A 26381-nucleotide genomic window follows, 5' to 3' on the forward strand; every position below is an offset into this window, starting at 1 on the left:
AACCGGCCGGAGTGTTCCGAACCTCCGGGCCGGTTCGCACTCCGACATCAGTTCCCTGCTGGCCTTCGGCGTGGCTCATGACCTCAGTATCGGCGCGGGCGTTGTACGAAGACCCGGTCCGTGCCTTGGAGTTACTTGAGAATCATGGCCGCGCGGCGCTTTCGCGGCGCGGTGGCGCCGATGCTGAGGCTCCTGAAGCACGGACCCGGGGGACCTGGCGAACGCGAAGGAGGAGTGGATCGTGGCGGCATTGGCACGGTGGTGCTATCGGCACCGTCTGGTGGTCCTTGTGCTGTGGGTGGGGGCTCTGTTCGGCCTGGGGGCCGCGGGGGCCTCGGCAGGAACGAACTACTCGAATGTGTTCTCCCTGCCGGACACCGATTCCAAGCGCGCGTACGACCTGATGACGAAGGCCTTCCCGGAGAGCGCCGGAGACACCGACACGGTCGTCTGGCGCGTCGACGAGGGAGCCTCGGCCCGTGACGCGGACGTACGTTCCCGTGTCGAGCCGGCGCTCAAGGAGATCGCCGGCATGAAGGGTGTCGGTGAGGTCGCGAGCCCGTACGCCTCCGAGCAGGCGGGCGCGGCCCAGATCAGCGCGGACGGGCGCATCGCCTACGCCCAGGTGACCTTCGCCGAGGAGGCGAACTCGGTCCCCAAGGAGCTCGTGCAGGACGTCGTGGACACGGCGCAGAACGCCGAACGCGCCGGTCTGCAGGTCGAACTGGGCGGACAGGCGATCACCCGCATCCAGGAGCCGCCCACCGGCATCGCCGAGATGGTCGGCATCGCGGCCGCGGCCGTCGTGCTCTTCCTGGCCTTCGGTTCGCTCTTCGCGATGGCCCTGCCCATCGTCATCGCGGTCTTCGGAGTGGGCCTCGGCATGCTCTCCACGATGCTGCTCAGCCACGTCACCGACATCCCCGAAGTGGCCCCGCTGCTCGGCTCGCTGATCGGCCTGGGCGTCGGCATCGACTACGCGCTCTTCATCGTCACCCGGCACCGGCGCGGCATCCTGCGCGGCATGGAGCCCGAGGAGTCCGCGGTGCAGGCCCTGAACACCTCCGGCCGCGCCGTGCTCTTCGCGGGCGGCACGGTGTGCATCGCCCTCGCCGGGATGCTGGTGATGAACATGCGCTTCCTGGACGGCGTGGTCATCGCGGCCTCCCTGACGGTGGTCCTGAGCGTCCTCGCGGCCATCACCCTGCTGCCCTCGCTCCTCGGCCTCCTTGGCCCCCGGGTGCTCAGCCGCAGGCAGCGGCGCCATCTCGCCGCCACGGGACCGGAGCCCGCCGAGGCGAGCGGCCTCGCGGCGCGCTGGTCCTCGTACGTACAAAAGCGTCCTCGCTCGATCGCGGCGCTCGCCTTCGTGGTGATGGCCTTCCTCGCGCTGCCGCTGCTCTCCTTGCGGCTCGGCGCGACCGATCAGGGCAACCACCAGGAGTCGACGACGACCCGGCAGGCATACGACCTGCTCGCCGAAGGATTCGGTCCGGGGTTCAACGGCCCCCTCCAAGTAGTGGCCGAGGAAGCCGACACCGGGAGCCTGGTGGCGACCATTCGCGACACGGAAGGCGTCGCGAGGGTCGCGGCCGCCCCACCCGCGAACGGCGTGTCGGTCATCAACGTGGTCCCCACGACATCCCCCCAGTCGGAGGAGACGGACCAGCTCATCGACCGTCTACGGGGAGACGTGATTCCGCAGGCCGGAGTCGACGCCCATGTAGGCGGCGTCACCGCCGTCTTCAAGGACTTCGCGGCGGTGACCGGCGATCGACTGCCCTACTTCGTAGGAGCGATCATCACGCTCGGCTTCCTCCTGCTGCTGGTCGCGTTCCGCTCGCTGGTGGTGCCGCTGACGGCGGCCCTGATGAACCTGATCGCGGCGGCGGCGTCCTTCGGCGTGCTGGTGGCGGTCTTCCAGTGGGGCTGGGGCACGGAGATCCTCGGCATCGGCAAGGAGGGGCCGATCACCGCCTTCCTGCCCGTCATCATGCTGTCGCTGCTCTTCGGGCTCTCGATGGACTACCAGGTGTTCCTGGTGAGCCGCATGCACGAGGAATGGGTGCACACCAAGGACAACGCACGCGCGGTGCGGGTGGGCCTCGCCGAGACCAGCAGGGTCATCAACTGCGCGGCACTGATCATGATCTGCGTCTTCTCCGCGTTCGTCCTGAGCGGCGACATGGAGGGCGCGATGGCGGGCATCGGTCTGGCCGCGGCGGTCGCCCTGGACGCGTTCATCCTGCGCACGGCCCTCGTCCCGGCCGCCATGCATCTGCTCGGCCGCGCCAACTGGTGGCTCCCCGCGGGCCTGGAGAAGCGCCTCCCGCACCTGGCGGTGGAGCCGCAGGAAGGGCCGGACGAGCCGGTGCCCATCCCCCACGCGCGCGTGGGGGAGCCTGAGCGCGAAGGCGGTGCCTCCGTAGTGCACGGTTTCATCCGCACCGCGGAGGGCGACCCGGTGGAGGGCGCGACGCTGACCCTCCTCTCCAAGGGAGGCGGCCAGCTGGACCGCGTGACCTCCCTCGCGGACGGCTCGTACATCGTCGCGGCCCCGTCGGCGGGTGCGTACCTGCTGGCCGTCACGGCCCACGGTTACGCGTCCCGCGCACGGCACCTCATGGTCGCGGACGAGCCGCTGGTGTACGACGTGGAGCTCGCGGTGGGGGAGATGGACGCGGTGAACTAGCCGGCGAGTGCACCGGGTGAACTAGCCGGTGGGTCCGGGGCGCAGGGCCCGGACCCTCGGCAGTCCGGTCACCGACATCACCAGCGAGTAGAGCGAGGTCGTCGCCGCGATGAAGAGCCGGTTGTTCCTCGGCCCGCCGAAGGCGATGTTGGCGACGGCCTCCGGGACCGTGATCCGCCCGATGAGGGTGCCGTCGGGGTCGTAGCAGTGCACCCCGTCGTGGAAGGCGGCGGCCCACAGCCGGCCTTCGTCGTCGAAGCGGATGTTGTCGAAGCCGGCTTTCGACTCGGCGAAGACGGCGCCGTCCGTGAGCGTCGTCCCGTCCTCGCTCACGTCGAGGACCCGGATCCTGGACGCGCGCGAATCGGACACGTACAACTGCCGCTCGTCGGGCGAGAAGACGAGTCCGTTCGGCCCCTCGAAGCCGTCGGCGACGAGCCGCACGTCACCGGTCACGGGGTCGATCCGGTACACGTGACAGCCATCGATCTCGGCGGCCGCGCGGTGCCCTTCGTAGTCGCTGGTGATCCCGAAGTCCGGGTCGGAGAACCAGATCGACCCGTCGGAGCGGACCACGGCGTCGTTCGGGCTGTTGAACCGCTTGCCCTCGAAGCGGTCGGCGAGAACCGTGACGCGGCCGTCGTGTTCGGTACGGGTCACGCGCCTGTTGCCCTGCTCGCAGCAGATCAAGCGGCCCTCGCGGTCGAGAGTGTTGCCGTTGACGTATCCGGCGTTCGAACGGAAGACACCTACCGCACCGGTCGTCTCGTCCCAGCGCAGCAGCCGGTCGTTGGGAATGTCGCTCCAGATGAGCTGGCGCCATGCGGGCAGGTAGAGCGGCCCCTCCGCCCACCGGCAGTCGTCGTACAGCACTTCCAGCTTGGCGTCGCCGTTGGCGCACCGCCCCGTGCGGAAGCGATCGTCCAGAACCTCGTACGACGTCGGGACTTTCTGGGAAGACATGACGATCCCTGCCTCACACAATGAGTGAACATCATTCGGTAGTACGGCAATATTGCAGTACGAGGTATGGTGCGCGTCAAGAGTTGCTGATGAGCCTTAGGGGTTGAGCAACGGGGTGAACGGGATGAACGGATGGCGGGAGCGCAGCTGATGGACGACACCGACCGCGCACTGCTCGTGCTGCTGCAGGAGGACGCCGCCCAGCCCTACGCGACCCTGGGCAAGGCGGTGGGGCTCTCGGCGGGCGCGGCCCACGAGCGGGTACGCAAACTGCGCGAGCGCGGCGTGATCCGCCGCACGACGATCGACGTCGACCCGGCGGCCGTGGACCGGGGCGTGCTCGCCTTCGTCATGGTCGACTCGACGGCGTGGATGGGGGACCGGGCGGCGGACTTCGCCGCGATCCCCGAGATCCAGGAGGCGCACGTCATCGCGGGCGCGGCCAGCGTCCTGGTGAAGGTCCGCACGGGGACGACGGAACAACTCCAGGACGTGCTGCGGCGGCTGTACGCGATCGACGGGGTGAGCGGGACTCAGGCGACGGTCTCGCTGGAGACGTTCTTCGAACGGCCGGTGTCGCCGGGGGCGGCCTGAGGGGTGATGGCGGTGGTGGCGGTGGTGGTGGCGTGCGCCTCGAAACGGCGCACTCCCGGCACGACCGCCGTCCCCGCGCACGCGAGCCCCACCACGGCCGCCGCGATCCACAGAGGGGCCGCCGTGCCCCACGCGTCCGCCGCGAGCGGCCCGAGCACGTACGCGACGGGCATCGCGGCCAACGACAGCAGCCAGTCGTACGAGGTGACGCGGGCCAGTGCGCCGGACGGTATCGCCGCCTGGACCGAGGTCTGCCACACGGGGCTGAGGAAGCCGAGGCCTGCCTGCGCGACTCCGTAGGCGGCGATCACGGCGGGCGCGGGGGCCTCGGCGGCGAGCAGGGCCAGCGGCAGGGCGTACGTCGCGAGGCCGAGGTTGGCCACGAGGATCGGGCGTTTCGGCCTGGCGCGCCCGGCGAGCAGGGAGCCGGCGAGGAGGCCGACGGCGCCTGCCTGGAGGATGGCGATCCAGGCGCCTTCGCCGCCCAGCTCCTGGATGGCGATGAGAGGCCCGAGGGTCATGAGGACGGCGGCGGCGCCGTTCCACGCGGAGTGCGCGACGAGGCTGGTCCAGTACCAGTCGCGGCTGCGGACCTCGTGCCAGCCCTCGACGAGGTCCTTGCGCAGGGAACTGCGTGCGGCGGTGGGCTTCTCGGCCGTGCGGTGGGTACGGACCGCCGCGAGGAGGCAGGCGCTGACCGCGAACGAGGCGGCGTCCAGGACGAACGCCCAGCCGGGCCCCGCGACCAGGATCAGCAGCCCGGCGAGGGCGGGGCCGCCGAGGCGGGCGCCGCTGCCGACCACGCCGAGGGCGGCGTTGGCCGCGTGCCGGTCCTTCGGTGCGACCGTGGTCGTGATGAGCGGCGACAGGGTCGGCATGCCGAAGGCGGAGGCGGCGCCGCCGATGGCTTCGGCGACGGCGATGTGCCACAACTGCGGATCGCCGCCGAGCAGTTGTACGCCCACGAAGAGCTGGGTCGCGCATCGCACCAGGTCGGAGGCGAGGGCGACGGTACGGGGATCGAACCGGTCGCCCACGACTCCCCCGAGGGGCAGCAACAGCAACTTCGTTCCCATCGCGCAGCCGAGTACGAGCGCGAGCGCGGAGGTGGATCCGGTGACGCGGAGCACGGCGAGGGCGAGGGCGGCGGGGATGACGGCGTCGCCGATGAGGGAGAGGGAGCGGCCGAGGAAGAAGAGCCGGAAGGAGCGGTTGCGCAGCAGGGGGTGCGACAGCATGAGGCGTACTATATTTCGGCACCGAACTATTCGCCAGCGAAATATCTGTCACCGAAATGTTCGTCAGCGAACCCTACGGAACCGAAGTTTACGGAAGCGAAGGATGCCGAAGTAGGCTGCTGTGTATGGCGAAGAGGCGCGAAAAGGGTCACGCGGGCGCGGGCGCGAGCGGGGGCACGGGCCGGGACGGGAACGGTCAGCCGGGGGAGTCGGGGGAGCCGGGGGAGAGCGCACCGGCAGCCCGCGACTGGACGGACGACCACGTGGAGCGCTGGCTCCCCGTGCTGCCCGCCCTCGACGCCGACATCGAGGGTGCGGTCACGCGCATGAAGAAGCTGACGGTCCATCTGCGCCGCGTCCGCGAACAGTCCCTGGTCGACTTCGACCTGGAACGCCACGAGTTCGACACCCTGCACAAACTGGCCGGCCGCGGTGGCCGGGCCACCCCCTCCGAACTGGCCGCGGACCTGGACCTGGCCCCGGCCTCCGTGACCGGCCGCCTGGACGGTCTGGAGCAACGCGGCCTGCTCCACCGCACGCCGTCGAAGGCGGACCGCCGCAGGGTGGACGTGGAACTGACCGCGTCCGGCCGGTCGATCTGGCTGGGCGCGATGGACGTACTGGGCCACGAGGAGTACCGCCTCCTCGGGTTGCTCTCCAAGGAGGAGCGGGCGCAGCTCTCGGACATGCTGCGCCGCATCATGGTGGTGGCGGAGGCGGACGGCGGGGCGCGCTGGAACTGACGCGCGCCCCCTGGCTCAACTCCGCGCCAGCTCGGGCCGCTTGCGGTAGTCGGTGAACCCGATGACGTTCCCCCACGGATCGGCGACCTCGACGGTCCACCCCGTGGCCACGGAGGCGGGCGGCGCGAGCGCCTCGATCCCGGCGGCCTCCAGCGCCCGCCCGGCGGCACGGGCGTCCCCCACCTCGAGCCACACCCGCGGCATGGCCCACGCGGTGGGCCGATGCTCGACCCCCTCCTCCACCCGCAGCAGAATCCCGGGCGTCTCCTTGCCCACCTTCAGGATCGCGAGCCCGATCTCATCGATCCGGTGCGTCACGGGAAACCCGGCACGCTCGTAGAAGGCAACGGCTTCACCGAGGTCACCCACGGGAAACAGGACGTTGTCGAAGCCGAGCAACTCGATCGACCGGTCTTCGGCCGACTGGTCAACGGATTGACGAACGGGCTGCTCAACGGACAGGCCGACCGACTGGTTGTCTGACATTTCGTCAGAGTAGATCTCCGAGGTCGAGTTCTGACGTACCGCGAGCGGCCGGGCGTGACCTGTCAGGTCATGTCACCCGGTTGGCGAAGCCGATACCCGTACGGGTGGCTACGGGTGGGCCTTTCGACCGGCTACCGGTTGATCGACTGGATCTCCTGAACCTCGACGTCCTGCGTCCCGTCGAACGTGCCGTTCGGGAGATCGCCGCCGGTGCCGCCCGAACCCTCCCAGGTGATTTCCCAGGTGATGGACGCCTTCAGTTGAAACGCACTGTCGCCCGTCGAGCGCAGGTAGGCGATGCCGCACGGCGGATCCTCGTCGGACGAGCCCTTCGTGTAGGGAGTGCCGATGCTGCCGTCCTCGTTCACCTTGCACTCGCCGGACGCCGGAAACACTGTCGCGTCAGCGGTTCCGGGCTCCAGGTGCAGGCTGACCGGCTTGGCCGTGGTCTCCGCCCACAAGCCTGTGCCGGGGAGCTCCGCACGGACCTTGACGTCCTCGAACTTGCCCTTGTCCAGCCAGATCCACGTGGGCAGGTTCACCGTCGACCTGCCTTCCGGCTTCAGCTCGACCTTGGTGTCCGGGACCTTGACCTTGTCATACGCGTACGAGGCGAGGACCTCGGGCGTGGGGGCGTTGTCGATCTTCGGGAGCGTCCCGGCGTCCTGCCAGAAGAGGGTCTCCTCGCAGTCGTAGGCCCCCGGGTCGTCCTCCATGTCCGGGTTGACGACACCGCGCCAGAACTTGCCGTCCTTGCCGAGGTTGAAGTTCGTGTAGCTCTTCGTTCCGTCGCTCTGGGGCTTGCCCTTTTCGTAGTAGTCCACCATCAGCTGCTGCCCCCAGCTGAGCGAGGGCGTGACGGGTACCAAGTTCTCGTTGGGGGTCTTCTTGAGCTGGTCCGTCGCCGCCTTCACCTCCTCGGACGTCGCCACGGGCTCGTACCAGCAGGCCGGGGGTTTCCAGTTGGGGTCCACCGGGGCGAGTCCCTTGGCGGAAGAGCCGCCCTTGCCGCCGCTGACCTGGCTGACCTTGATGTTCGTGGCGCCGACCCCGGCGGTCAGGGTGTTGTTGTGCGCGCCGCCCGAAGGCCCGGGCGGGTTCTGGTTGTTCTTGTCCCCGATGGCGTACGCGGCCGTCGAGGAGAGGCCGAGGGCGAGAACTGTGGCGAGCAGGACGGCGCCTGCCTTCGCGGTGGTCCGCATTACTTGCAACCGCCGGGGACGGTCTCCAGCGAGACGGTCTGCCACACTCCCTGCTCGGACTTGGTAAGCCTGGCCCGGTACTGGAGTACGGACTCGGGAGTGTCGGGGGTGTCGGTGACCTTCTTGGTCTTGCGGTTCTTCGTGGACGACTGGCGTTCGTCGACGCAGTAGAAGAACACGGCCGCGTCCTTGCCGCTGACGTTGACCTTCGGGTCGTAAGCCTTGATCTCGCCGATCAGGCTGTCGTCGGTCTCGACGAATCCCTTGATCCACTTACGGGCCGTGGCGAGTGAGCTGCCCGCGTCGTAGAACGCCACCGCTTCCGACTCCGGGTTGGCCTCGATGATCGCCGCGTACTTCGCCCGCAGCTCCTCCTTGCCGTCGTCAAGCACCGCCTGCAGCTTCGGATCACTGTTCGTCCAGCCCGCGAAGTCCGCCCGGAACTCGGTCGGGAGCTTGATCTTTGGCCGCGCCGTACCGCCCGGCTTCGCCGACGCGCTCGCGGAAGCCTTCGACCCGCCGTCACCCGCCCCCTCGATCTTGTCGGAGGACGAGTCGTCGCCTTTTCCCGAACCACACGCGGTCAACAACAGGGCGGCAGATGTGGCGAGCGCGGTCGACACGAGACGGGTGGGGCGGTTCACTCTGGGCTCCCTGTGGGGGTGGGGGGTTACGCAAGCGAACCAAACGCTATCTCTGCGACTTGCGAGGAGATCACGCGGGATTGCGCCGACAGGCAGTCATCGGGAATGGGGATTGCGGTGATTCAAGCTCATTTCGCACGCAGCGAAGGCCCCGCCCCCGGTGTGAAACCGGGAACGGGGCCCACGTACAGCCGGCGGCGTGATCAGAAGCGGCGCGTGATCAGTGCGCGCTTTACTTCCTGGATCGCCTTCGTGACCTCGATGCCTCGGGGGCACGCGTCCGTGCAGTTGAACGTCGTGCGGCAGCGCCACACGCCGTCCTTGTCGTTCAGGATTTCGAGGCGCTGCTCGCCCGCCTCGTCACGGCTGTCGAAGATGAAGCGGTGCGCGTTGACGATCGCCGCCGGGCCGAAGTACTGGCCGTCGTTCCAGAAGACCGGGCAGGACGACGTGCACGCGGCGCACAGGATGCACTTTGTGGTGTCGTCGAAGCGCTCGCGGTCCTCCGGGGACTGGAGGCGTTCACGCGTCGGCTCGTTGCCCGTCGTGACCAGGAACGGCATGACGTCGCGGTACGCCTGGAAGAACGGGTCCATGTCGACGACCAGGTCCTTCAGGACCGTCAGACCCTTGATCGCCTCGACCGTGATCGGCTTGGACGGGTTGATGTCCTTGATCAGGGTCTTGCAGGCAAGGCGGTTGCGGCCGTTGATGCGCATGGCGTCGGAGCCGCAGATGCCGTGGGCGCAGGAGCGACGGAAGGTCAGCGACCCGTCCATGTCCCACTTGATCTTGTGAAGGGCGTCGAGGACACGCTCCTTCGGGTCGATCTCGATCTCGAAGTCTTCCCACGTCGCGTCCGCCGAGACCTCGGGGTTGAAGCGGCGGATGCGGAAGGTGACCGTGATGTACGGGGAGTCGGCGAAGCCGGCCTCGGGCTTGGCGTCTTCCTTGTCGAGGGTCGGGGTTGCCATCAGTACTTACGCTCCATCGGCTGGTAGCGGGTCTGCACGACCGGCTTGTAGTCGAGTCGGATCGACTCGGTGCCGTCGTCGCCTACCTCGCGGTACGCCATGGTGTGGCGCATGAAGTTGACGTCGTCGCGGTTCGGGAAGTCCTCGCGGTAGTGACCGCCGCGCGACTCCTTGCGGGCCAGGGCCGACTGCGCCATGACCTCGGCCAGGTCGAGCAGGTTGCCCAGCTCGATGGCCTCAAGGAGGTCGGTGTTGAAACGCTTGCCCTTGTCCTGGATCGAGACGTTGAGGTAGCGCTCGCGGAGCTCCGCGATCTTCTCCACCGCCGTCTTGATCGTCTGCTCAGTGCGGAACACCATGACGTTGGCGTCCATGGTCTCCTGCAGCTCCTTGCGGAGCTCGGCGACCCGCTCGTTGCCCGTGGCGTCGCGCAGGCGCTCGACCTGGGCGACGACGAGCTCCTCGGCGTTCTCGGGGAGTTCGACGAAGTCGTTCTTCGCCGAGTACTCCGCGGCGGCGACACCCGCGCGCTTGCCGAAGACGTTGATGTCCAGGAGCGAGTTGGTGCCCAGGCGGTTGGCGCCGTGCACGGAGACGCAGGCGACCTCGCCCGCCGCGTACAGGCCGGGAACCACCGTGGTGTTGTCCGCCAGGACCTCACCCTCGACGTTCGTCGGGATGCCGCCCATGGCGTAGTGCGCGGTCGGCTGGATCGGGATCGGGTCCGTGTAGGGCTCGATGCCGAGGTACGTACGCGCGAACTCCGTGATGTCGGGAAGCTTCGCGTCCAGCTGCTCCGGCGGGAGGTGCGTCAGGTCCAGGTACACGTGGTCGCCCTCGGGGCCGCAGCCGCGGCCCTCTCGGATCTCCGTGTAGATGGAGCGGGACACGACGTCTCGCGACGCGAGGTCCTTCATGACCGGCGCGTACTTCTCCATGAAGCGCTCGCCGTCCTTGTTACGGAGGATGCCGCCCTCACCACGGGCGCCTTCCGTAAGAAGGATGCCCATGCGCCAGATGCCGGTCGGGTGGAACTGGAAGAACTCCATGTCCTCCAGCGGCAGACCGCGGCGGTAGCAGGCCGCCTGGCCGTCACCCGTCAGCGTGTGCGCGTTCGACGTCACCTTGAAGAACTTGCCGGTGCCGCCCGAGGCGTAGACCACGGCCTTCGCCTGGAAGAGGTGGATCTCGCCGGTCGCCAGTTCATAGGCGACGACGCCCGCGCTCTTCTTGACGCCGTCGACCTCCACCAGAAGCTGGTCCAGGACGTAGAACTCGTTGAAGAACTCCACGCCCTCCTTGATGCAGTTCTGGTAGAGCGTCTGGAGGATCATGTGGCCGGTGCGGTCGCCCGAGTAGCAGGCACGGCGGACCGGGGCCTCGCCGTGGTTGCGGGAGTGACCGCCGAAACGGCGCTGGTCGATCTCACCCTTGGGCGTACGGCCGAACGGCAGGCCCATCTTCTCCAGGTCGAGGACCGCGTCGATGGCCTCCTTCGCCAGGATCTCGGCGGCGTCCTGGTCGACCAGGTAGTCGCCGCCCTTGATCGTGTCGAAGGTGTGCCACTCCCAGTTGTCCTCCTCCACGTTGGCGAGCGCGGCGGCCATGCCGCCCTGCGCCGCGCCCGTGTGGGAGCGGGTGGGGTAGAGCTTCGTCAGGACCGCGGTGCGGCTGCGCTTCGTCGACTCGATGGCCGCGCGCATGCCCGCGCCGCCGGCGCCGACGATGACAGTGTCGTACTTGTGAATCTTCACTGGGTTCGCCTCGGCTTTAGCGGATGTTCGGGTCGAAGGTGAAGATCACCAGCGTGCCCAGAAGGATGGTGAACACCGTGGCGGTGTACAGCAGGCCCTTGAGCCACAGGCGCGTGTTGGCGCGCTCCGCGTAGTCGTTGATGACCGTGCGCAGGCCGTTGGCCCCGTGCAGCATCGCGAGCCACAGCATCAGCAGGTCCCAGACCTGCCAGAACGGCGAGGCCCAGCGACCGGCGACGAACGCGAAGCCGATCTTGCTCACTCCGCCGTCGAGCACCAGCTGGATCAGCAGGTGGCCGAGGACCAGGACGACGAGGACGACGCCGGACAGGCGCATGAAGAGCCATGCGGCCATCTCGAAGTTGCCGCGGGTCGAGCGCGGGGTCTTGGAGGTGCGCTTGCGCGGCGCCTCGATGAGGGGGGCCGGGTTGTCGGCGTCATAGAGCGAGGCGCCTTCGACGGGGCCCACTCCGGACCCGCCGGACTTCTCGAGCGTGGTGTCGGACATGTCTGGCGTCAGCTCCCGAAGACTTCGCGGACGGCGTGGCCGAGGACCGGGTAGAGCGCCCCCACCATCAGGACGACCCAGATGCCCACGACGGTCCAGAGCATCTGCTTCTGGTAGCGCGGGCCCTTCGACCAGAAGTCGACGGCGATGACACGCAGGCCGTTCAGCGCGTGGAAGAGGATGGCGGCGACCAGGCCGTACTCAAGGAGTGCGACGAGGGGGGTCTTGTAGGTGCTGACGACATCGTCGTACGCCTCCGGGGAGACGCGGACGAGAGCGGTGTCCAGCACATGCACGAACAGGAAGAAGAAGATGAGGACGCCGGTGACTCGGTGAGCCACCCAGGACCACATTCCTTCCCGGCCGCGGTACAGCGTTCCAGCCGGCACGGCAGAACCCTCCGGGAGCGGGGATTGGGGCCAGCCGGCTTGGGTGGTCGGACGGGCCCGGCCGGGTACGGTCCACCGGCCGCTCGTCATCGTATCGACGAGTTGTCGGTTCGCTCGCGCGGGGTAGCCAGGTGTGATCAAACAGGCAATCAAACAGGCACGTACGGGCTATTCAGGTCGTGCACGAGCCGGGCGAGCCGTCCGCGGGCCAGCCTCCGCATTTCCTCGGCCGCGATGACCCGCTCTTCCTCCGGGTCGTTGGTGAGGCGGGCGCGGATTCCGGCGAGCAGATGGTCCAGGGCCTGGGTCGGCGGGACGTCGTCCAGGCAGATGACGAACACGTGACCGAACCGGCTTTCGTACGCGGCGTGCGCGGCGCGCAGGGCGGTGTGGGCCGCGGTGTACGTCCCCTGCCGGGGGAGGACCGGACGCAGAGGTTCGCAGGCCAGGGCCTCGGCGAGGTCTCCCGGCGGCAGGTCGTACGCCGCTTCGTCGGACGCGGCGAGCAGCGCTTCCAGGTCGGGGTACGGCCGGTGGTCGACCAGTCGGCGGGCCCAGAGGTGGCTGCCGCAGCAGGTGAGCAGCGCGGTTTCGGCGGCGCCGGGCTCGGCTGTGTTCAGTTGCTCCGGGACGGGGCTCGGTGAACGGTGCGGGGACAGCGGGGGCTCCTGGGCAGGGGGCAGCGACAAGGGAGGCGTGGGGGATTTGTCGTAACGCTAGCGAGGCTTGGTGGGGGCTGTCTGACGGATGCGTGAATTTCACCCGGATGGGAGAGTTTCGCTTCGCGTGGTGGACGGTACCTGTGCGGGGGCCGTTTTACCGTGGCCGGATGACTGCCGCCTGCGCTGCTGTTCGTCTTGTCCCCGCTGCCTGCTGTGCTCCCGCTGCTCGTCTTGTCCCCGCCGGCCGGTGGGGGGGTCTGTACGCCGCCGCTGCGCGGCGGATGCTTCCCGCCCACCCACCCGTTCACCCGGCGGCTGGTTCCCGTGCCGCCACTGCCCGGCCGTCTGCGCCTGCCCGACCGGTTGTTTGCCCGGCGGCCGGTGCCTGTGCCGCCGCTGCGCGGCGGATGTCTCCCGCCCACCCACCCGTTTGCCCGGCGGCTGGTCCCCGTGCCGCCACTGCCCGGCCGTCTGCGCCTGCCCGACCGGTCGTTCACCTGGCGGCCGGTTCCTGTGCCGCCGCTGCGCGGCGGATGTTTCCCGCCCACCCACCCGTTCACCCGGCGGCTGGTCCCCGTGCCGCCGCTGCGCGGCCGTCTGCGCCTGCCCACCCACCCGTTTGCCCGGCAGTCGAAGGTGGTCAGTGGTGAAGCAGCAGCGGCGATTTGCGTTTGCCTCCGCCGGGCTTGTTGCCGGGGCCGTAGTGCTTGCCGTGGCCGTCTGGCCCGGGGGCGGGGGCGGGGGTGCGCCCGCGGCTTCGCCGTCCGACAGCAAGGCCGCCGTCGCCCCGACCCCCTCGCCCACGAAGTCGTACCCCCTCTCCAAGGCCCCCGCCACCATCCCCGCCGTACGCGAGCACAGCGCGGCGCGCGGGCCGGGGTGGAAACCGGGGAGCGGCGGGCGCGTCGTCATCGGTGACGAAGATCTCGCCGACGAGGGCAAGCTGCTCGCCGGCGAGCTGAAGCTCTCGTACGCGGGGGACGCCAAGCCCCGCAGGGGTGATGTGCAGCTTGCGCTCGACCCGGACGACGCCGACGCCTCCGACGGCAGGGACGAGTCGTACAGCCTCTCCGTGAAGGCCCAGCGGGTGAAGATTTCCGCGCCCGAGGAAGCGGGCGTCTTCTACGGGACCCGCACCCTGAAGCAGGAGGTCCGCGGCGGCGGGACCGCGCCCGAAGGCGTCGTGCGCGACAAGCCGGCCAAGCCGCAGCGTGGCTTCATGCTCGACATCGCGCGCAAGCACTTCGACGCGCAGTGGATCGAGGACCGCATCCGCGAGCTCGGCGACCTCAAGTACAACCAGCTCGGCCTGCACTTCTCCGACGACCAGGCCTTCCGCATCGAGTCCGAATCGCACCCCGAGATCGTCTCGGGCGACCACCTCAGCAAGGCGCAGGTCCGCCGCATCCTCAAGCTGGCGGCGAGCCGGCACATCACCGTCGTGCCGGAGATCGACTCACCGGGCCACCTCGGCACGGTCATCAAGGCGCACCCTTCCCTCCAGCTCCGCGACACCCGTGGCGTCGCCACGCGCGGCGCGGTCGACATCTCCAAGCCGCTGGCCGCTGAGATCGTCGACGACCTCCTGGAGGAGTACGCGGACCTCTTCCCGGGGCGCTACTGGCATCTCGGCGCCGACGAGTACCAGGCCCTGACGGTCAGCAACCTGGAGGCCAGCTATCCGCAGCTGGCCGCCGCGGCCCGCGACAAGTACGGGCCCGACGCCCGCGTGCAGGATCTCGCGACCGGCTGGCTCAACGACCGCGCCGAGACCATGCGTCCCTACGAGCGCGGGCTCAGGGCGTGGAACGACGGGTTCTTCCGCGGCGGGGTCGAGAAGGCCGACGACGACATCGACGTCGCGTACTGGACGGGCAAGGAGATCGGGTCGAGGGAGCCGGCCGAGTACCTGAAGGAGGGCCGGAAGATGATCAACTACAACGACGAGTACCTCTACTACGTCCTCGGCCAGCCCAACGACTTCCGCTATCCCACCGGGCAGCGGATCTACGAGCAGTGGACCCCGCTGGTCATCCGCGGGACGAAGCCGGTGGACGCGAAGTACGACGACCAGATCCTCGGCGGCTCCCTCGCGGTCTGGTGCGACCTGGCCGGCTCACAGACGCAGGAGCAGGTGGCGCAGGGCATCCGGATGCCGCTGAAGGCAACGGTCCAGAAGCTGTGGGACGCACGCGACCCGCAGCTCTCCTGGGCGGAGTTCGTGAAGCTGGCCGACCGGGTGGGTTGAGCCGGTCCTCCGTCCAAGAGATCCGTTTTCCGCCTTCTGGTGGCGAACTTGCCTATGTCTGTGGTGTATTCGGCCCAAAGAAGAGCGCGGTCGACGCGCGCGATCGAGCAGGGTCGAGTACACGGGGAGACGCGGGCATGGGCTACTGGGGTTATTACGTCGTGGGCAGAAGCGAGCGGCCGCTCGTCGAGCTCTCGGCGGTGGCCGGGGTGCGGGACGAGCTCAGCCTCCTCGTCCAGCGGGACGACGGCTGGCAGGTGTGGGAAGTGCCCGGCGGCGACGGCACGCGCGACGTCGGCAACATGAACACCCTGGCCCTGGAGACGGGTTCGCCCGCCCTCTTCGGATACGTCATGGACAGCGACTGCGTGGTCGTCGAGGCGGCGGCCCCGGAGAGCGGCGTGTGGACGACGTGCCTGGCCCGCGAGGCGATGGCCGGGTATCTCGGCGACGACGGCCTGAGCCTCGACGACTACTTCCTGGAGCCGCGCGACGCCGCGGACCGTGCGGTGACGTGGGCGGCGGAGTCGGGCCGGACCGTGGCGCCCGGCACGCTGCTCGACGTGCTGAACGCCGCTGCGGAACCGTCGGCCGAAGAGCTCTTCTTCCGCTTCCTGGACCGGCTCGGCGTGGTGCCGCAGTGACGTTACCGGGGGCGCGCACGCAGTAGGGGACATGCATGGTCCCCGACGGGAGGCGTACGACATGAGCGGCGCGAGTCTGGTCGAGCTGATTGCCGAAGCCGACGAGAGAGGTCTGGCGGCGAGCGGGCTCGCCTGCCTCGACCGCTGTGTGCCGCTGCTCGGCGGTGATGACGAGGTGCTGCGCCCGCTGTGGGGGAGCCTCGCGGAAGGCGGGGCCTGGGACGTGGCGCTCGCGGAGGCGCGGGTGAGGCTGGGCGGCGCGGACGTCCTTGAGGACCCCTCAGCCGACGAGGCGAGCACCCTCGCCTACCGCATGCTCGGCGCGATGCCCTCCCGGCGTTCCGCGGCCGAACTCCGCGAGTGGGCCGACGCCTGCTCCGTGGCCGCACTGCAGATCCACCGACTGCTGGACACAGGGCCGGACGGGGGCGCCCGCTCGTCGGCCCTGAGCGCGCGCCGCGCGGGCCTCACGGAGGGGATGTCACCCCTGGTGGCCGCCGAGTTGAGGCGCCAGGTCCAGGTCCTGGAACTCCTGGCGAACCGGGGCGCGGGCGCGGGCGGCCTACGGCAGGCGCTGGCGGTGTCGACGGAGGGCCGCCGGGTTTTGCGGGCCGTGGTGTCACGGCGGGAGCGGGGGAACAAGGTCGGCAAGGGCAGCAAGGTCTGACCGCAGAAAAATCCCGCGGATTCCGGTGCGACCGGCGTATCCGCGGGATTTTTCTGCACTGCTTACGGCGTCAGCGTCTGGCCCAAGTGGGACGCCGCCGGAGTGCCCAGTTGCGTGCGTCCGTAGTAGACCCCGGTCGACGTCGAGACGCCCGATGATCCGCTGTCCAGTTGGAGGAGCGTGCCGTTGCCCTCGTCCTCGCCGTCCACGCCGATGGCGAGGTCGGCGCGGCCGTAGCCCGAGAGGTCGGCGAGGACCACCGACGCGCCCAGGCGGTCGGCGGACTCCGTGGAGCCCGTGATGCCCTCGGTGTCCTGGGAGAAGGCTTGGGCGCCTGTGCCTGTCAGGCCCGATGACGTGCCCTTCAGGAGGAGGCTCGTGCCCGCGTCCTTCTTCGCCGCACCCGACCGCGTGATGTCCTCGTTCGGGGCGCCCGTCAGGACGTCCGCGTACCCGTCCAGGTTGAAGTCGCCCGCCGAGACCGACCAGCCCATCGCGTCGCCCGACTCGGCAGCACCCGGGACTCCGGACGTGTCCTGGTGGATGGTCTTGAGGCCGGTGGTCGTGAAGCCGGTGGACGTGCCGGGCACCACCGTGACCTGCCCGCCCGCGTGCGCGCCGGACTCCGCGGTGTACGGCTGGCCGATGACCAGGTCGTCGTAGCCGTTGCCGTTCACGTCGCCGACGGCGAGGGAGCGGCCGCCCTTGACGGAGAGCGAACCGACCCTGCTCAGGCCCGACTTCGTGCCCTTGAACCACTGGACCTTGCCGACTCCGGCCTGGTCGCGGTAGTTCAGCGCCACATCCGCGTACCCGTCACGGTTGAAGTCGCCGGACGCGGCATCGGCGTACGAGATGGCCGTGTCGCCCGAGGTGAGCGTGCCGCCCACCTCGCTGCCCGCCTTGAAGCGCGCCGCCCACGTGCCGCCCGTGCCGGTGGACGCCGAGAAGACGTCCGCCTTGCCGTCGGCGTTGAAGTCGCCGACCGCCACGGCCGAGCCGAACTTGGCGCCCGGGTAGTGGAAGTCGTCCGCCAGCTGCATGTCCGTGCCGGTGTCGAAGGCGGGACCGTAGAGGATCGTGACCGCGCCGCGGTCCTTGTTCGAGGTGTCGTCCTCGCCGGGGGCGCCGATCGCCAGGTCCGCGTGGCCGTCGCCGTTGATGTCGCCCCACGCCGTGGCCGCGGCCCAGTTGTCGCCCGCCTCGGAGGCGCCGGGGACGCCGGGGCTGGACTGGGTGAGGGTCTTCTTGGAGCCGGCCACCGGGCCGTCGAGGCCGCCGGGGACGATCGTCAGGCTGCCGACGCCGCCGGACGCCTTGGGCGTGCCCGCCACCAGGTCCGTGATGCCGTCGCGGTTGAAGTCGGAGGTGGGGATGGCCGAGTTGCGGCCCGCGCTCGCCGCGTGACGGCGGATCTCGCCGAGCTTGGAGTACAGGTTCTTGCCGGGGCAGAGGGTCGCGAAGCCGTCCCGGTGGCCCGAGATCGTGTTGAGGGAGGGGGTGTCGCCCTTCTTCCACACGCCCGTGTCGTCGGCCGCCGTCAGCGTGACCTTGGCGGACGGGTCGCCTCCGTACTGGCCGAGCTTCCAGGCCGCGACGCGGGAGACCGACTCCAGCGCGGCGCGGGTCGGCTTGCCCGCCTTCTTGTACGTCTCGCCCGGGGCCGGGTTCTCGTTGCCCTCGAAGTCACCGAGGACCGCGATGCCCGCGGACTCACCGTTGAAGCCGAACGTGTGCGCGCCGCGCACCGGCAGGTCGGTGCCGCCGCCGCGGCCCTCGAAGACCTGGCCGCACTTGTCCACGAGGAAGTTGTAGCCGAGGTCGTTCCAGCCCTCGGTCTCCACGTGGTACGTCATGAGGCCGCGGACCAGGGACGCCGACTGGGCGCAGCTGTAGTCGTTCGTGCCGACCGTGTGGTGGACGAAGACCGCCTTGACCTTCTCGATGTACTCCGGCGGATCCTCGACCTGGGACTCGTCCGCGCCCCATCCCGCCCTGCTGATCATGGGCGGCTTGGTGACCGTGGACGGGGGAGCGGGCGGAACCGTGGGCTCCGGGTCGGGGGACGCAGAGCCCGAGGGGGCGGGGGACGTGGGCGGCTCCGTGCCGGGGTCCGAAGGGGCCGGGGAAGAGGGCGCGTCCGTGGGTGCCTCGCTCGGGGCGTCCGTGGGGGCGTCCGTCGGGTCGGGCGCGCTCGGTTCCGGCTCGGGAGCCGGCGGCACCGGAGTCTCGTCCTCGGCGAACGCCACCGGCGCCATCGCCGAACCGTCGAGCGCCGGGTTGCCCGCCTCCTTGGACGTCACGCCCGGGTCCACGAGGTTGACCTCAAGCCCCTTGGGCAGCGCGGCACTCGCCGTGCCGTCGGCCGCGACCACGCGGACCTCCACGCCGTCCGACGGGCCGACCCACAGCGGCTCGGACGCGGCGCGCATGCCTGCCTCGGCCTTCTCGGGCAGGTGCAGCTCCAGGTCCAGGTGCTGCCAGCCGGTCCACTTGTCGCTCTCGACGGAACGCGTGCGGACCTGGGCCGTGCCCTCGAGCTCCTTCGTCACGCCGGTCCACGAGACACCGAGCAGCGAGAACTGCTCCGTCGACGTGCGCGGCAGCTCCCTCTCCTTGGCGCCGTCCGCCTTCAGCGCGATGTCGTGCACGCTCACCGGGCGCTTGTCGCGGGAGACACCGCCGGGGCGGCCCTCGGCCGAGGGATCCGCCATCGCGTACGTGACGGCCCCCGCGCCGCCAAGGACGACGGCCCCGATCGTCAGCCACGCCCTGCGCTTGAGACTCAGCGGTCTGTACGCGTGCGTGCTTCGCGCTGCTTCGCGCGGTTTGCGCGGGCTCAAATGCCCCACCCCTCAACGAAATTGCCGGCTGTCCCGGTTGACCAAAGCGAGTGCGTACGACTGCCCGAAGGGTCAAACGGTTGTACGAGGGAGGGTGAAATGTGACGTGACGTATCCCGCACCTCAGGGGTGTGACAGATGGACGGATCATTGCGCTGAGTCACCTGACAGGTGTGAACGAGGAGTGTGGAGGAGTGTGGGTGGGGGCCTTGGTTTCAGGGGTGGGGATTTCAGGGGTGGGGAAGAGACGACGCCGGTGGGTGCGGGGAGTTGCGTGTTGCCTCGCCATGGGGGCGCTCGCGGCCTGCGGTGCGAAGGGGAAGGTGTACGAGGGGCTGGTCGAGCGGACGCCCGCGGAGCCTTCGGCTGCCGCCGACGAGGTGCGGGGCGGGCGGCTCGCACGCGAGGCCATGGAGCTCCTCAAGAACGCCGACTCCGTGCGCATCGGGGTCGAGATGAACAGCCCCAAGGGCCACCAAGAGGTCTCCGTGCACATGGACCGCCAAAGCAACTGCACGGGCACCTTCGACTCGGGGCCCATGCAGCAGGGTGAGTTGCTGATGATCGGCGGCGGCGACACGTACATCCGTTTCTCGGACGCGTCGCTCGACGCGATCCGTGACGCCGCCGTGGAGCGTGGCCCGAGGATCGCGGCCACGGCCAGGGAGCGGACGGATCTCGCCCGCGGCAAGTACATGAAACTCCCGAAGGGAGGCGCGCGTTCGGGCGTTGCCTCGCCGACGAAGATGTGCGACCTCGACAAGGCGTTCGGTCAGCTCGGCGGCTCGGGGTCGGACGCCGACATGGAAGGCGCCCGCGCGCTGCCGGAGAGGCGGTGGCACGGGGAGAAGGTCACGCCGCTCGCCGCGACGGACGGCGGGCATGACATGACGGCCTATCTGGCGACGGGCGACAAGCCGTACATCGTCGGCATGACGCAGGAGCGTGGCGAGGAGCTGATGGAGATGCGGATGTCCGACTACGACAAGCCGGTCGCCGCGCAGGCCCCCGACCCCTCCCTCGTCATCGACATAGAGGCGCTCGGCATGGGCCCGGGCGGCGGCTCGCTGTTCGAGGTCTGAGGCTGTTCGAGGTCTGAGGCCGTTCGAGGCTGAGGCTGTTCGAGGTCTGAGACGCCGTCCGCATCCGTGACCATCACCTGTGACATTTCTGTCCGCTCTGGCGCAGCTCAGCGTGGGGGCACGGACACGGTGAGCTGTGTCGCGTCGGTACGGATGGGAAAGCGTGGGTCGAGGAGGGGAACCCCGTCGCGCACGGGCGCGGGACGAGGAGCTCGGCGCCGCGGTCGCGCGGGCGCAGGAGGGCGACGAGGCGGCCTTCGCGGTCGCGTACCGGCTGGTGCAGCCGGGGCTCGTCGGCTATCTGCGGGGTCTGGTCGGCCACGACGGGGAGACCGCGGAGGACATCGCGGCCGAGGCGTGGCTGGAGATCGCCCGTGATCTGGGGCGGTTCCGCGGTGACGGTGCCGGCTTTCGCGGCTGGACGGCGACGATCGCGCGGCACCGGGCCCTTGATCACCTGCGGCGCCAGAAGGTCCGGCCGCGGCCGTCCGCCCTCGACCAGGACGTGCTCGATCTTCCCGGACCGCTCAGCACCTCCGAGCAGGCGCTGGAGTCGATCTCTACGGGAGAGGCGCTCGCGCTGATCGCCGGGCTGCCGCGGGATCAGGCGGAGGCGGTTCTGTTGCGGGTCGTGGTCGGTCTGGACGCGGGTGCGGCGGCGAGGGTGCTCGGCAAGCGGCCCGGGGCGGTACGGACTGCTGCGTATCGGGGGCTTCGGCGGCTTGCCCGGCAGTTGGGGGGTGCGGGGTGATCCGGCGGTCTGGGGTGGCCGCCGGAGTGGCCGCCGGAGTGCCCCGCCTCGTCCTGCTCCTGGCGGAGGCGATTCGCGCGGAGCGTGTTGACGTGGAGGCTCAGGGGCGGGCTCTCGCCGCGTTTCGCTCGGCTCGCGAGGGGGTGTCCTCGGAGGATCCCCCGTGTGTCCGTCCCGGGGATGACTGGCGCGGTTGAGGGGGGCGGGGGGAGGGGGGCTCGCGTGATCTTTCGCCTGCACGTGCGTGGGGGCTGAGCGCGCAGTTCCCCGCGCCCCTGAAGGGGCCTCGTGCCCGCCGTGTTTGTCTGCACGTGCGTGAGGGCTTGTCGCGCAGTTCCCCGCGCCCCTGAAGGGGCCTCGTGCCCGCCGTGTTTGTCTGCACGTGCGTGAGGGCTTGTCGCGCAGTTCCCCGCGCCCCTGAAGGGGCGCCCCTCTGGGGCTCCGCCAAGGTGAACGGCCGGGGTCGCCACCCCCCACAGGAGAGACCCCGGCCGTCACGCGGACGGACCGCACGCGGCCCGTACTTCCTTCAGCGCCGCGCGTGCGTTTTCTGTCACACCGCGTACTGTCACGCGCTAGTTGCACGTTGTACCAAACATGGACGTGAGCCCACTTCAGCCCGTAGCGTGCTGCTTCGCGCCAGGCTGCGGGGGCAGGACCGCCGCCGGTGTAGGCGCATAGGGAGAAGTTGTGCTGGGGGACGACGCGGAACTGACCGCCGCGGTGCTTGCGGCGCAGGACGGGGACGAGACCGCGTTCCGGACTGTGTACCGCGCCGTGCACCCGCGGCTGCTCGGCTACGTACGGACGCTGGTCGGAGACCCGGACGCCGAGGACGTCGCGTCCGAGGCCTGGCTGCAGATAGCCCGTGACATCGACCGGTTCAGCGGCGACGCGGACCGGTTCCGCGGCTGGGCCGCACGCATAGCGCGCAACCGTGCCCTCGACCACATACGCATGCGGGGCCGCCGCCCGGCGATAGGCGGCGACGAGACCGAGCTGACCGGAAAGCCCGGTGAGGCGGACACCGCCGACGAGGCGATGGAGTCCCTCGCCACCGGCGACGCCCTCGCCCTGATAGCCCAGCTCCCGCAGGACCAGGCGGAAGCGGTCGTGCTCCGGGTCGTCGTCGGCCTCGACGCCAAGAGCGCCGCCCAGACCCTCGGCAAGCGCCCCGGCGCGGTCCGCACCGCCGCCCACCGCGGCCTGAAGCGGCTCGCCGAACTGCTCGGCGCCGAGGGCCCGTCGAGCGAGGGCGCGCTGGACGCCGTACCCCCTCAGAGGGAGCGGCGCGGGCGCGCGGTGACATCCGCCGGTGTGACGCATTCGCGTTCGCGGGCGCAGAAGGACATGTGATGGCCGACGAGGACTACAGGTGGCTGGACCGCGACGCGGCGGAGCGTTTGCTGAGCGGTGAGTCCATCGACGGCACCGACCCTCACACCAAGGAACAGGCCGCACGGCTGGCCAAGGCCCTGGCCGCGCTCGCGCCGGACGACCGCGCGGGCTCCGTCGTACCCGCCGACGTCTCCGCCGAGCTCCCCGGTGAGGCCGCCGCGCTCGCGGCGTTCCGGGAGGCCCGTGGCCCCCGGGCGGCTTCTACGCGCGTGGGAGCGGGCGAAACCGTACATATCGGCCGCTCGGCCGCGCCGCCGCCGCCCCCCGCCCGCTGGGCCCGCCCCCTGCGCTACGGCCTCGCCGCCGTGCTCGCCGGCTGCATGATCGGCGGGGTCGCCGTCGCGGCCGGTACGGGCGTGCTGCCCTCGCCGTTCGGCGACCGGGACCAGCCGGGCCCCGGGGCCTCCGCGTCCTCCGTCGCCTCGCCCGAGCCGCTCGCGTCCCCGTCGAAGGGGGCGAGCAGCACCCCGGACATCGAGCCCGACGACGTGACGACCACCCCCGATGACCCCACGCGCGAGCCCGGCAGCAGCGCCCCGCCGCGGGCGACCGAGGATTCCGCGGGCGCGTCCAAGGGCGGCACGGCGGGCACCAAGCAGCCCGGCTCCGGCGACCCGCAGCGCCAGGACGAGGCGAAGGACTGGTACCGCAAGGTGGTCTCCGCCTGCCGCGACTACCGCAGCGGAGAACTCCAGGGCGAGAAGAGGCGCCGCCTGGAGGAGGCGGCCAAGGGATCCCAGCGGGTGACCGAGTTCTGCGGTCGCGTCCTGGACGGATCGGGCAGCGACCGCGAGCACAACGGCGGCGGCAGCGGCGGCAGCGGTGGCGGTGGCGGTGACGACGACGGCGACAAGGGCGGCGACGGCGACAACAGCGACGGCGACGGATCGGGCGGCGGCAACGACCACTGGGGCAACGGCGGCAGCAAGCCCGTCCCGCCGGTCGTCGGGCCCCCCGTCCCGCGGCCGACGCCGACCCCCACCGCCTCCTACAGCGCACAGCCCGTGCTGCCCGGCTCCTGAGCTGCTCAAAGAACGAGGTCAGCGTGGGTGTGACGTTTTTTGAGGCAGTGACGCAGTAAGAAGTGAGCCGACTGGTCATCGGCCCGCGCACGAGCCAGGGGTTCCCCCCGTACCTTTGGCTCAGTGCCACCAGCGTGGGCGGGAGACGTTCCCCCGATCCCGCCCACGCTGATTAATCACCTGAAGACGCAGACGCCGGTCGGTCACTTGTAGACGACGACCTTGTCGCCCTTCCTCACCTGCGCGTACAGGCTCGCGATCTTCTGCTCGTCCCGTACGTTCACACAGCCGTGCGAAGCGCCGGTGTACCCCGTCGCCGCGAAGTCCGTCGAGTAGTGCACTGCCTGGCCGCCGCTGAAGAACAACGCGTACGGCATGGACGAGTCGTACAGCGTCGAGACGTGGTGGCGGGACTTCCAGTAGACGGTGAAGGTGCCCTCGCGGGTGGGCGTGCCCTGCGAGCCGAAGCGCACGTCCATCGTGGAGACCGTCTTGCCGTCGATCATCCAGGTCAGCGTGCGGCTCTCCTTGCTGATGCACAGGACGCGACCGGTCAGGCATGCCTTGGCGGGCTTCGAGGGCGGGATGCCGCCCCCGGAGTAGAGCTCGTACTTCGTCGGCTCGTGCGTCATGCCGAGCAGCCGCTGCCAGGTGACGGTGTCGGTCGTGCCCGTGGCGGGCAGCCCGCGCTTCTCCTGGAATCCCTTGACCGCGGTGGTCGTGGCATCGCCGTACGTGCCCGAGGGGTCCTCGTAGAGCCACTCGACCTCGCGGAGCCTGGCCTGCAGTTCCCGCACCTGGTCACCGCGCTGTCCCGGGGCGAGCAGGGTCTTCGGCGGCGCCTTCGGGGGCGGTTTCGGGGTCGGGGCCCGCTCCGTTCCCGGCTTCTCGGACGTCTTGTCCTGTCCGCCGCCGCCCGCGTCCGTCTTCGTGGGAGAGATCCGGATCGGCTGCGCCTTACCGTCCGAGTCGACGGCCTGCGCCTTGCAGCCGGCCACCAGGGCGACCGTCATCACGGCTCCCACGGCTATCGCACCTTTGCGCACAATGACCCCCGCCATCGCTCCACCGATCGACAGACTCACCGAGAGTGTTCCCAGCGAGTGACCACTCCTGCACGTTGCCGCATGCTGGTGGATGACCGCTATACCGGAGAAGTAACGAAGGATCTCTGCCAGGAGGCACAGAGCGATGACGCGTGAGTCGGAGTCCGGACTGCCCGTCGAGCCCGTGTACGGCCCCGAGGCCCTCGACGGCTGGGATCCCGAGGTGAAGCTGGGCGCCCCGGGCGCGTATCCCTACACGCGTGGCGTCTACCCGTCGATGTATACGGGCCGCCCCTGGACGATGCGCCAGTACGCCGGCTTCGGTACGGCCGTCGAGTCGAACGCCCGCTACAAGCAGCTCATCGAGAACGGCACGACGGGCCTGTCGGTCGCCTTCGACCTGCCGACGCAGATGGGCCACGACTCGGACGCCCCGATCGCCTCGGGCGAGGTCGGCAAGGTGGGTGTCGCGATCGACTCGATCGACGACATGCGCATCCTGTTCGGCGGCATTCCGCTGGACAAGGTCTCGACCTCGATGACGATCAACGCCCCGGCCGCCCTGCTGCTCCTGATGTACCAACTGGTCGCCGAGGAACAGGGAGTCGACGCGGGCGCCCTGACCGGCACGATCCAGAACGACATCCTGAAGGAGTACATCGCCCGCGGCACGTACATCTTCCCGCCCAAGCCGTCGCTGCGTCTGGTCGCGGACATCTTCAAGTACTGCCGGGCCGAGATCCCGCGCTGGAACACCATCTCCATCTCCGGCTATCACATGGCCGAGGCGGGCGCGACGCCCGCGCAGGAGATCGCCTTCACCCTCGCCGACGGGATCGAGTACGTCCGTACGGCGGTCGCCGCGGGCATGGACGTGGACGATTTCGCCCCCCGCCTGTCCTTCTTCTTCGTGGCGCGTACGACGCTCCTGGAGGAGGTCGCCAAGTTCCGTGCCGCGCGCCGCATCTGGGCCCGCGTGATGCGCGAGGAGTTCGGCGCGAAGAACCCCAAGTCGCTGATGCTGCGGTTCCACACGCAGACGGCCGGGGTCCAGCTCACCGCCCAGCAGCCGGAGGTGAACCTGGTCCGGGTCGCGGTCCAGGGCCTGGGCGCGGTCCTCGGCGGCACCCAGTCCCTGCACACGAACTCCTTCGACGAGGCGATCGCGCTTCCGACCGACAAGAGCGCGCGCCTGGCCCTGCGCACCCAGCAGGTCTTGGCGTACGAGACGGACGTGACCGCCACGGTCGACCCGTTCGCCGGGTCGTACGTCGTCGAGAAGATGACGGACGACGTCGAGGCCGCCGCGCTCGGACTCATGGAGCGCGTCGAGGACATGGGCGGCGCGGTGGCCGCCATCGAGAACGGCTTCCAGAAGGGCGAGATCGAGCGCAGCGCCTACCGCGTCGCCCAGGAGACCGACTCCGGCGAGCGCGTCGTGGTCGGCGTCAACCGTTTCCAGCTGGACGCCGAGGAGCCCTACGAACCCCTCCGCGTCGACCCCGCCATCGAGGCCCAGCAGGCGGCCCGTCTCGCCAAGCTGCGGTCGGAACGCGACCAGGCGGCGGTGGACGCGGCGCTCTCGTCGCTCCAGGAGGCGGCCAAGGGGGAGGCCAACGTCCTCCACCCGATGAAGGACGCGCTGCGGGCGCGGGCGACGGTGGGCGAGGTGTGCGACGCGCTGCGAGAGGTGTGGGGGGCGTACGAGCCGTCGGACGTCTTCTGACGCACGCCCCCGTCCGCCCGTCGTCTGACTGACGTCACAAGCAGCGCGGTGTCCGATGTGCGGACACCTGATCCCTCATGTCGTACGCGCGTGCGACACTCCGCC

General features: G+C 70.0%; 23 protein-coding genes. 11 read left to right on the plus strand and 12 right to left on the minus strand.

Going from position 1 to position 26381, the window contains the following annotated elements; genetic code table 11:
• Positions 1 to 250 precede the first annotated feature (250 nt).
• Positions 251 to 2692 (plus strand): MMPL family transporter, encoded by a 2442-nt coding sequence (locus tag AB0I66_RS17995; RefSeq protein ID WP_363209379.1) that lies wholly within the window; start codon positions 251 to 253, stop codon positions 2690 to 2692.
• A 21-nt stretch (positions 2693 to 2713) separates the two neighbouring features.
• Here AB0I66_RS17995 and AB0I66_RS18000 read toward each other — a convergent pair whose 3' ends face one another.
• Entirely contained in the window at positions 2714 to 3655 is a 942-nt protein-coding gene (locus tag AB0I66_RS18000; RefSeq protein WP_363208832.1) for an SMP-30/gluconolactonase/LRE family protein, read from the minus strand.
• Positions 3656 to 3805: 150 nt separating this feature from the next.
• On the opposite strand from AB0I66_RS18000, the gene AB0I66_RS18005 reads away from it, so the two are divergent.
• Positions 3806 to 4249, plus strand: coding sequence for an Lrp/AsnC family transcriptional regulator (locus AB0I66_RS18005; protein ID WP_363209380.1), 444 nt, complete (start codon positions 3806 to 3808; stop codon positions 4247 to 4249).
• Here the strand turns inward: AB0I66_RS18005 and AB0I66_RS18010 are convergent.
• Positions 4189 to 5487, minus strand: coding sequence for an MFS transporter (locus AB0I66_RS18010; RefSeq protein ID WP_363208833.1), 1299 nt, complete (start codon positions 5485 to 5487; stop codon positions 4189 to 4191). The genes AB0I66_RS18005 and AB0I66_RS18010 overlap by 61 nt on opposite strands.
• Before the next feature lie 125 nt (positions 5488 to 5612).
• Here AB0I66_RS18010 and AB0I66_RS18015 point away from each other — a divergent pair, with 125 nt between their 5' ends.
• The gene (locus AB0I66_RS18015) at positions 5613 to 6230 is read left to right on the plus strand and encodes a MarR family transcriptional regulator (protein ID WP_363208834.1); all 618 of its coding nucleotides are present in this window, start codon (positions 5613 to 5615) and stop codon (positions 6228 to 6230) included.
• A gap of 15 nt (positions 6231 to 6245) precedes the next feature.
• Here the strand turns inward: AB0I66_RS18015 and AB0I66_RS18020 are convergent, their stop codons facing one another.
• The 8 genes from AB0I66_RS18020 to AB0I66_RS18055 form a co-directional block, all read right to left on the minus strand.
• Positions 6246 to 6716 carry a VOC family protein gene (locus AB0I66_RS18020; RefSeq protein WP_363208835.1) on the minus strand — a complete coding sequence of 157 codons (471 nt, stop codon included), beginning with the start codon at positions 6714 to 6716 and terminating at the stop codon, positions 6246 to 6248.
• 131 nt (positions 6717 to 6847) lie between these two features.
• Entirely contained in the window at positions 6848 to 7918 is a 1071-nt protein-coding gene (locus AB0I66_RS18025) for a hypothetical protein (protein WP_363208837.1), read from the minus strand.
• On the minus strand, positions 7918 to 8562 hold the full coding sequence (locus AB0I66_RS18030) for a hypothetical protein (protein WP_363208838.1): 645 nt from the start codon (positions 8560 to 8562) through the stop codon (positions 7918 to 7920). Before AB0I66_RS18030 ends, AB0I66_RS18025 begins: the two co-directional genes overlap by 1 nt.
• A 203-nt stretch (positions 8563 to 8765) precedes the next feature.
• The gene (locus tag AB0I66_RS18035) at positions 8766 to 9536 is read right to left on the minus strand and encodes a succinate dehydrogenase iron-sulfur subunit (RefSeq protein WP_361837562.1); all 771 of its coding nucleotides are present in this window, start codon (positions 9534 to 9536) and stop codon (positions 8766 to 8768) included.
• The gene (gene sdhA, locus AB0I66_RS18040) at positions 9536 to 11290 is read right to left on the minus strand and encodes a succinate dehydrogenase flavoprotein subunit (RefSeq protein ID WP_363208839.1); all 1755 of its coding nucleotides are present in this window, start codon (positions 11288 to 11290) and stop codon (positions 9536 to 9538) included. The genes AB0I66_RS18035 and sdhA overlap by 1 nt, the downstream gene beginning before the upstream one ends.
• A 16-nt stretch (positions 11291 to 11306) precedes the next feature.
• Complete coding sequence (locus tag AB0I66_RS18045; protein ID WP_363208840.1) at positions 11307 to 11798, minus strand: succinate dehydrogenase hydrophobic membrane anchor subunit; 492 nt, start codon at positions 11796 to 11798, stop codon at positions 11307 to 11309.
• Between the two features lie 8 nt (positions 11799 to 11806).
• A complete protein-coding gene (gene sdhC / locus AB0I66_RS18050; protein WP_076684883.1) occupies positions 11807 to 12187 on the minus strand; it encodes a succinate dehydrogenase, cytochrome b556 subunit in 381 nt (126 codons plus the stop codon).
• A gap of 149 nt (positions 12188 to 12336) precedes the next feature.
• The gene (locus AB0I66_RS18055) at positions 12337 to 12807 is read right to left on the minus strand and encodes a 2-oxo-4-hydroxy-4-carboxy-5-ureidoimidazoline decarboxylase (RefSeq protein WP_363209381.1); all 471 of its coding nucleotides are present in this window, start codon (positions 12805 to 12807) and stop codon (positions 12337 to 12339) included.
• A gap of 745 nt (positions 12808 to 13552) precedes the next feature.
• Between AB0I66_RS18055 and AB0I66_RS18060 the strand changes: the two genes are divergently transcribed.
• The 3 genes from AB0I66_RS18060 to AB0I66_RS18070 all read left to right on the plus strand — a co-directional run bounded on the left by AB0I66_RS18060 (position 13553) and on the right by AB0I66_RS18070 (position 16408).
• On the plus strand, positions 13553 to 15097 hold the full coding sequence (locus AB0I66_RS18060; protein WP_363208841.1) for a glycoside hydrolase family 20 protein: 1545 nt from the start codon (positions 13553 to 13555) through the stop codon (positions 15095 to 15097).
• A gap of 137 nt (positions 15098 to 15234) precedes the next feature.
• On the plus strand, positions 15235 to 15741 hold the full coding sequence (locus AB0I66_RS18065) for a hypothetical protein (protein ID WP_363208842.1): 507 nt from the start codon (positions 15235 to 15237) through the stop codon (positions 15739 to 15741).
• Positions 15742 to 15802: 61 nt separating this feature from the next.
• On the plus strand, positions 15803 to 16408 hold the full coding sequence (locus AB0I66_RS18070; protein ID WP_363208843.1) for a hypothetical protein: 606 nt from the start codon (positions 15803 to 15805) through the stop codon (positions 16406 to 16408).
• A gap of 62 nt (positions 16409 to 16470) precedes the next feature.
• Here the strand turns inward: AB0I66_RS18070 and AB0I66_RS18075 are convergent, their stop codons facing one another.
• Entirely contained in the window at positions 16471 to 19251 is a 2781-nt protein-coding gene (locus AB0I66_RS18075) for an FG-GAP-like repeat-containing protein (RefSeq protein ID WP_363208844.1), read from the minus strand.
• A gap of 287 nt (positions 19252 to 19538) precedes the next feature.
• On the opposite strand from AB0I66_RS18075, the gene AB0I66_RS18080 reads away from it, so the two are divergent.
• The 4 genes from AB0I66_RS18080 (at position 19539) to AB0I66_RS18095 (ending at position 23504) form a co-directional block, all read left to right on the plus strand.
• Entirely contained in the window at positions 19539 to 20333 is a 795-nt protein-coding gene (locus AB0I66_RS18080) for a hypothetical protein (RefSeq protein WP_363208845.1), read from the plus strand.
• 163 nt (positions 20334 to 20496) lie between these two features.
• Positions 20497 to 21084, plus strand: a complete 588-nt coding sequence (locus tag AB0I66_RS18085) for an RNA polymerase sigma factor (RefSeq protein WP_363208846.1) — start codon at positions 20497 to 20499, stop codon at positions 21082 to 21084.
• A 690-nt stretch (positions 21085 to 21774) separates the two neighbouring features.
• Positions 21775 to 22440 carry an RNA polymerase sigma factor gene (locus tag AB0I66_RS18090; RefSeq protein ID WP_363208847.1) on the plus strand — a complete coding sequence of 222 codons (666 nt, stop codon included), beginning with the start codon at positions 21775 to 21777 and terminating at the stop codon, positions 22438 to 22440.
• The gene (locus AB0I66_RS18095; protein WP_363208848.1) at positions 22440 to 23504 is read left to right on the plus strand and encodes a hypothetical protein; all 1065 of its coding nucleotides are present in this window, start codon (positions 22440 to 22442) and stop codon (positions 23502 to 23504) included. The genes AB0I66_RS18090 and AB0I66_RS18095 overlap by 1 nt, the downstream gene beginning before the upstream one ends.
• Positions 23505 to 23707: 203 nt before the next feature.
• Here AB0I66_RS18095 and AB0I66_RS18100 read toward each other — a convergent pair whose 3' ends face one another.
• Positions 23708 to 24529, minus strand: a complete 822-nt coding sequence (locus AB0I66_RS18100) for a L,D-transpeptidase family protein (protein WP_363208849.1) — start codon at positions 24527 to 24529, stop codon at positions 23708 to 23710.
• A 166-nt stretch (positions 24530 to 24695) separates the two neighbouring features.
• Here AB0I66_RS18100 and AB0I66_RS18105 point away from each other — a divergent pair, with 166 nt between their 5' ends.
• Positions 24696 to 26276, plus strand: a complete 1581-nt coding sequence (locus AB0I66_RS18105) for a methylmalonyl-CoA mutase family protein (protein ID WP_363208850.1) — start codon at positions 24696 to 24698, stop codon at positions 26274 to 26276.
• Positions 26277 to 26381 lie beyond the last annotated feature (105 nt).

The organism is Streptomyces sp. NPDC050439 (genome assembly GCF_040655335.1).
Classification (GTDB): Bacteria; Actinomycetota; Actinomycetes; order Streptomycetales; family Streptomycetaceae; genus Streptomyces.

Excerpts from the sequence above, each read along its gene's own strand:
- AB0I66_RS18025 (WP_363208837.1), bottom strand. The coding sequence starts at position 7,918 with ATGCGGACCACCGCGAAGGCAGGCGCCGTCCTGCTCGCCACAGTTCTC.
- AB0I66_RS18020 (WP_363208835.1), bottom strand. The coding sequence starts at position 6,716 with ATGTCAGACAACCAGTCGGTCGGCCTGTCCGTTGAGCAGCCCGTTCGT.
- AB0I66_RS18105 (WP_363208850.1), top strand. The coding sequence starts at position 24,696 with ATGACGCGTGAGTCGGAGTCCGGACTGCCCGTCGAGCCCGTGTACGGC.
- AB0I66_RS18035 (WP_361837562.1), bottom strand. The coding sequence starts at position 9,536 with ATGGCAACCCCGACCCTCGACAAGGAAGACGCCAAGCCCGAGGCCGGC.
- AB0I66_RS18005 (WP_363209380.1), top strand. The coding sequence starts at position 3,806 with ATGGACGACACCGACCGCGCACTGCTCGTGCTGCTGCAGGAGGACGCC.
- AB0I66_RS18045 (WP_363208840.1), bottom strand. The coding sequence starts at position 11,798 with ATGTCCGACACCACGCTCGAGAAGTCCGGCGGGTCCGGAGTGGGCCCC.
- AB0I66_RS18065 (WP_363208842.1), top strand. The coding sequence starts at position 15,235 with ATGGGCTACTGGGGTTATTACGTCGTGGGCAGAAGCGAGCGGCCGCTC.
- AB0I66_RS18015 (WP_363208834.1), top strand. The coding sequence starts at position 5,613 with ATGGCGAAGAGGCGCGAAAAGGGTCACGCGGGCGCGGGCGCGAGCGGG.
- AB0I66_RS18000 (WP_363208832.1), bottom strand. The coding sequence starts at position 3,655 with ATGTCTTCCCAGAAAGTCCCGACGTCGTACGAGGTTCTGGACGATCGC.
- AB0I66_RS18070 (WP_363208843.1), top strand. The coding sequence starts at position 15,803 with ATGAGCGGCGCGAGTCTGGTCGAGCTGATTGCCGAAGCCGACGAGAGA.
- AB0I66_RS18095 (WP_363208848.1), top strand. The coding sequence starts at position 22,440 with ATGGCCGACGAGGACTACAGGTGGCTGGACCGCGACGCGGCGGAGCGT.
- AB0I66_RS18010 (WP_363208833.1), bottom strand. The coding sequence starts at position 5,487 with ATGCTGTCGCACCCCCTGCTGCGCAACCGCTCCTTCCGGCTCTTCTTC.
- AB0I66_RS18080 (WP_363208845.1), top strand. The coding sequence starts at position 19,539 with ATGGGGGCGCTCGCGGCCTGCGGTGCGAAGGGGAAGGTGTACGAGGGG.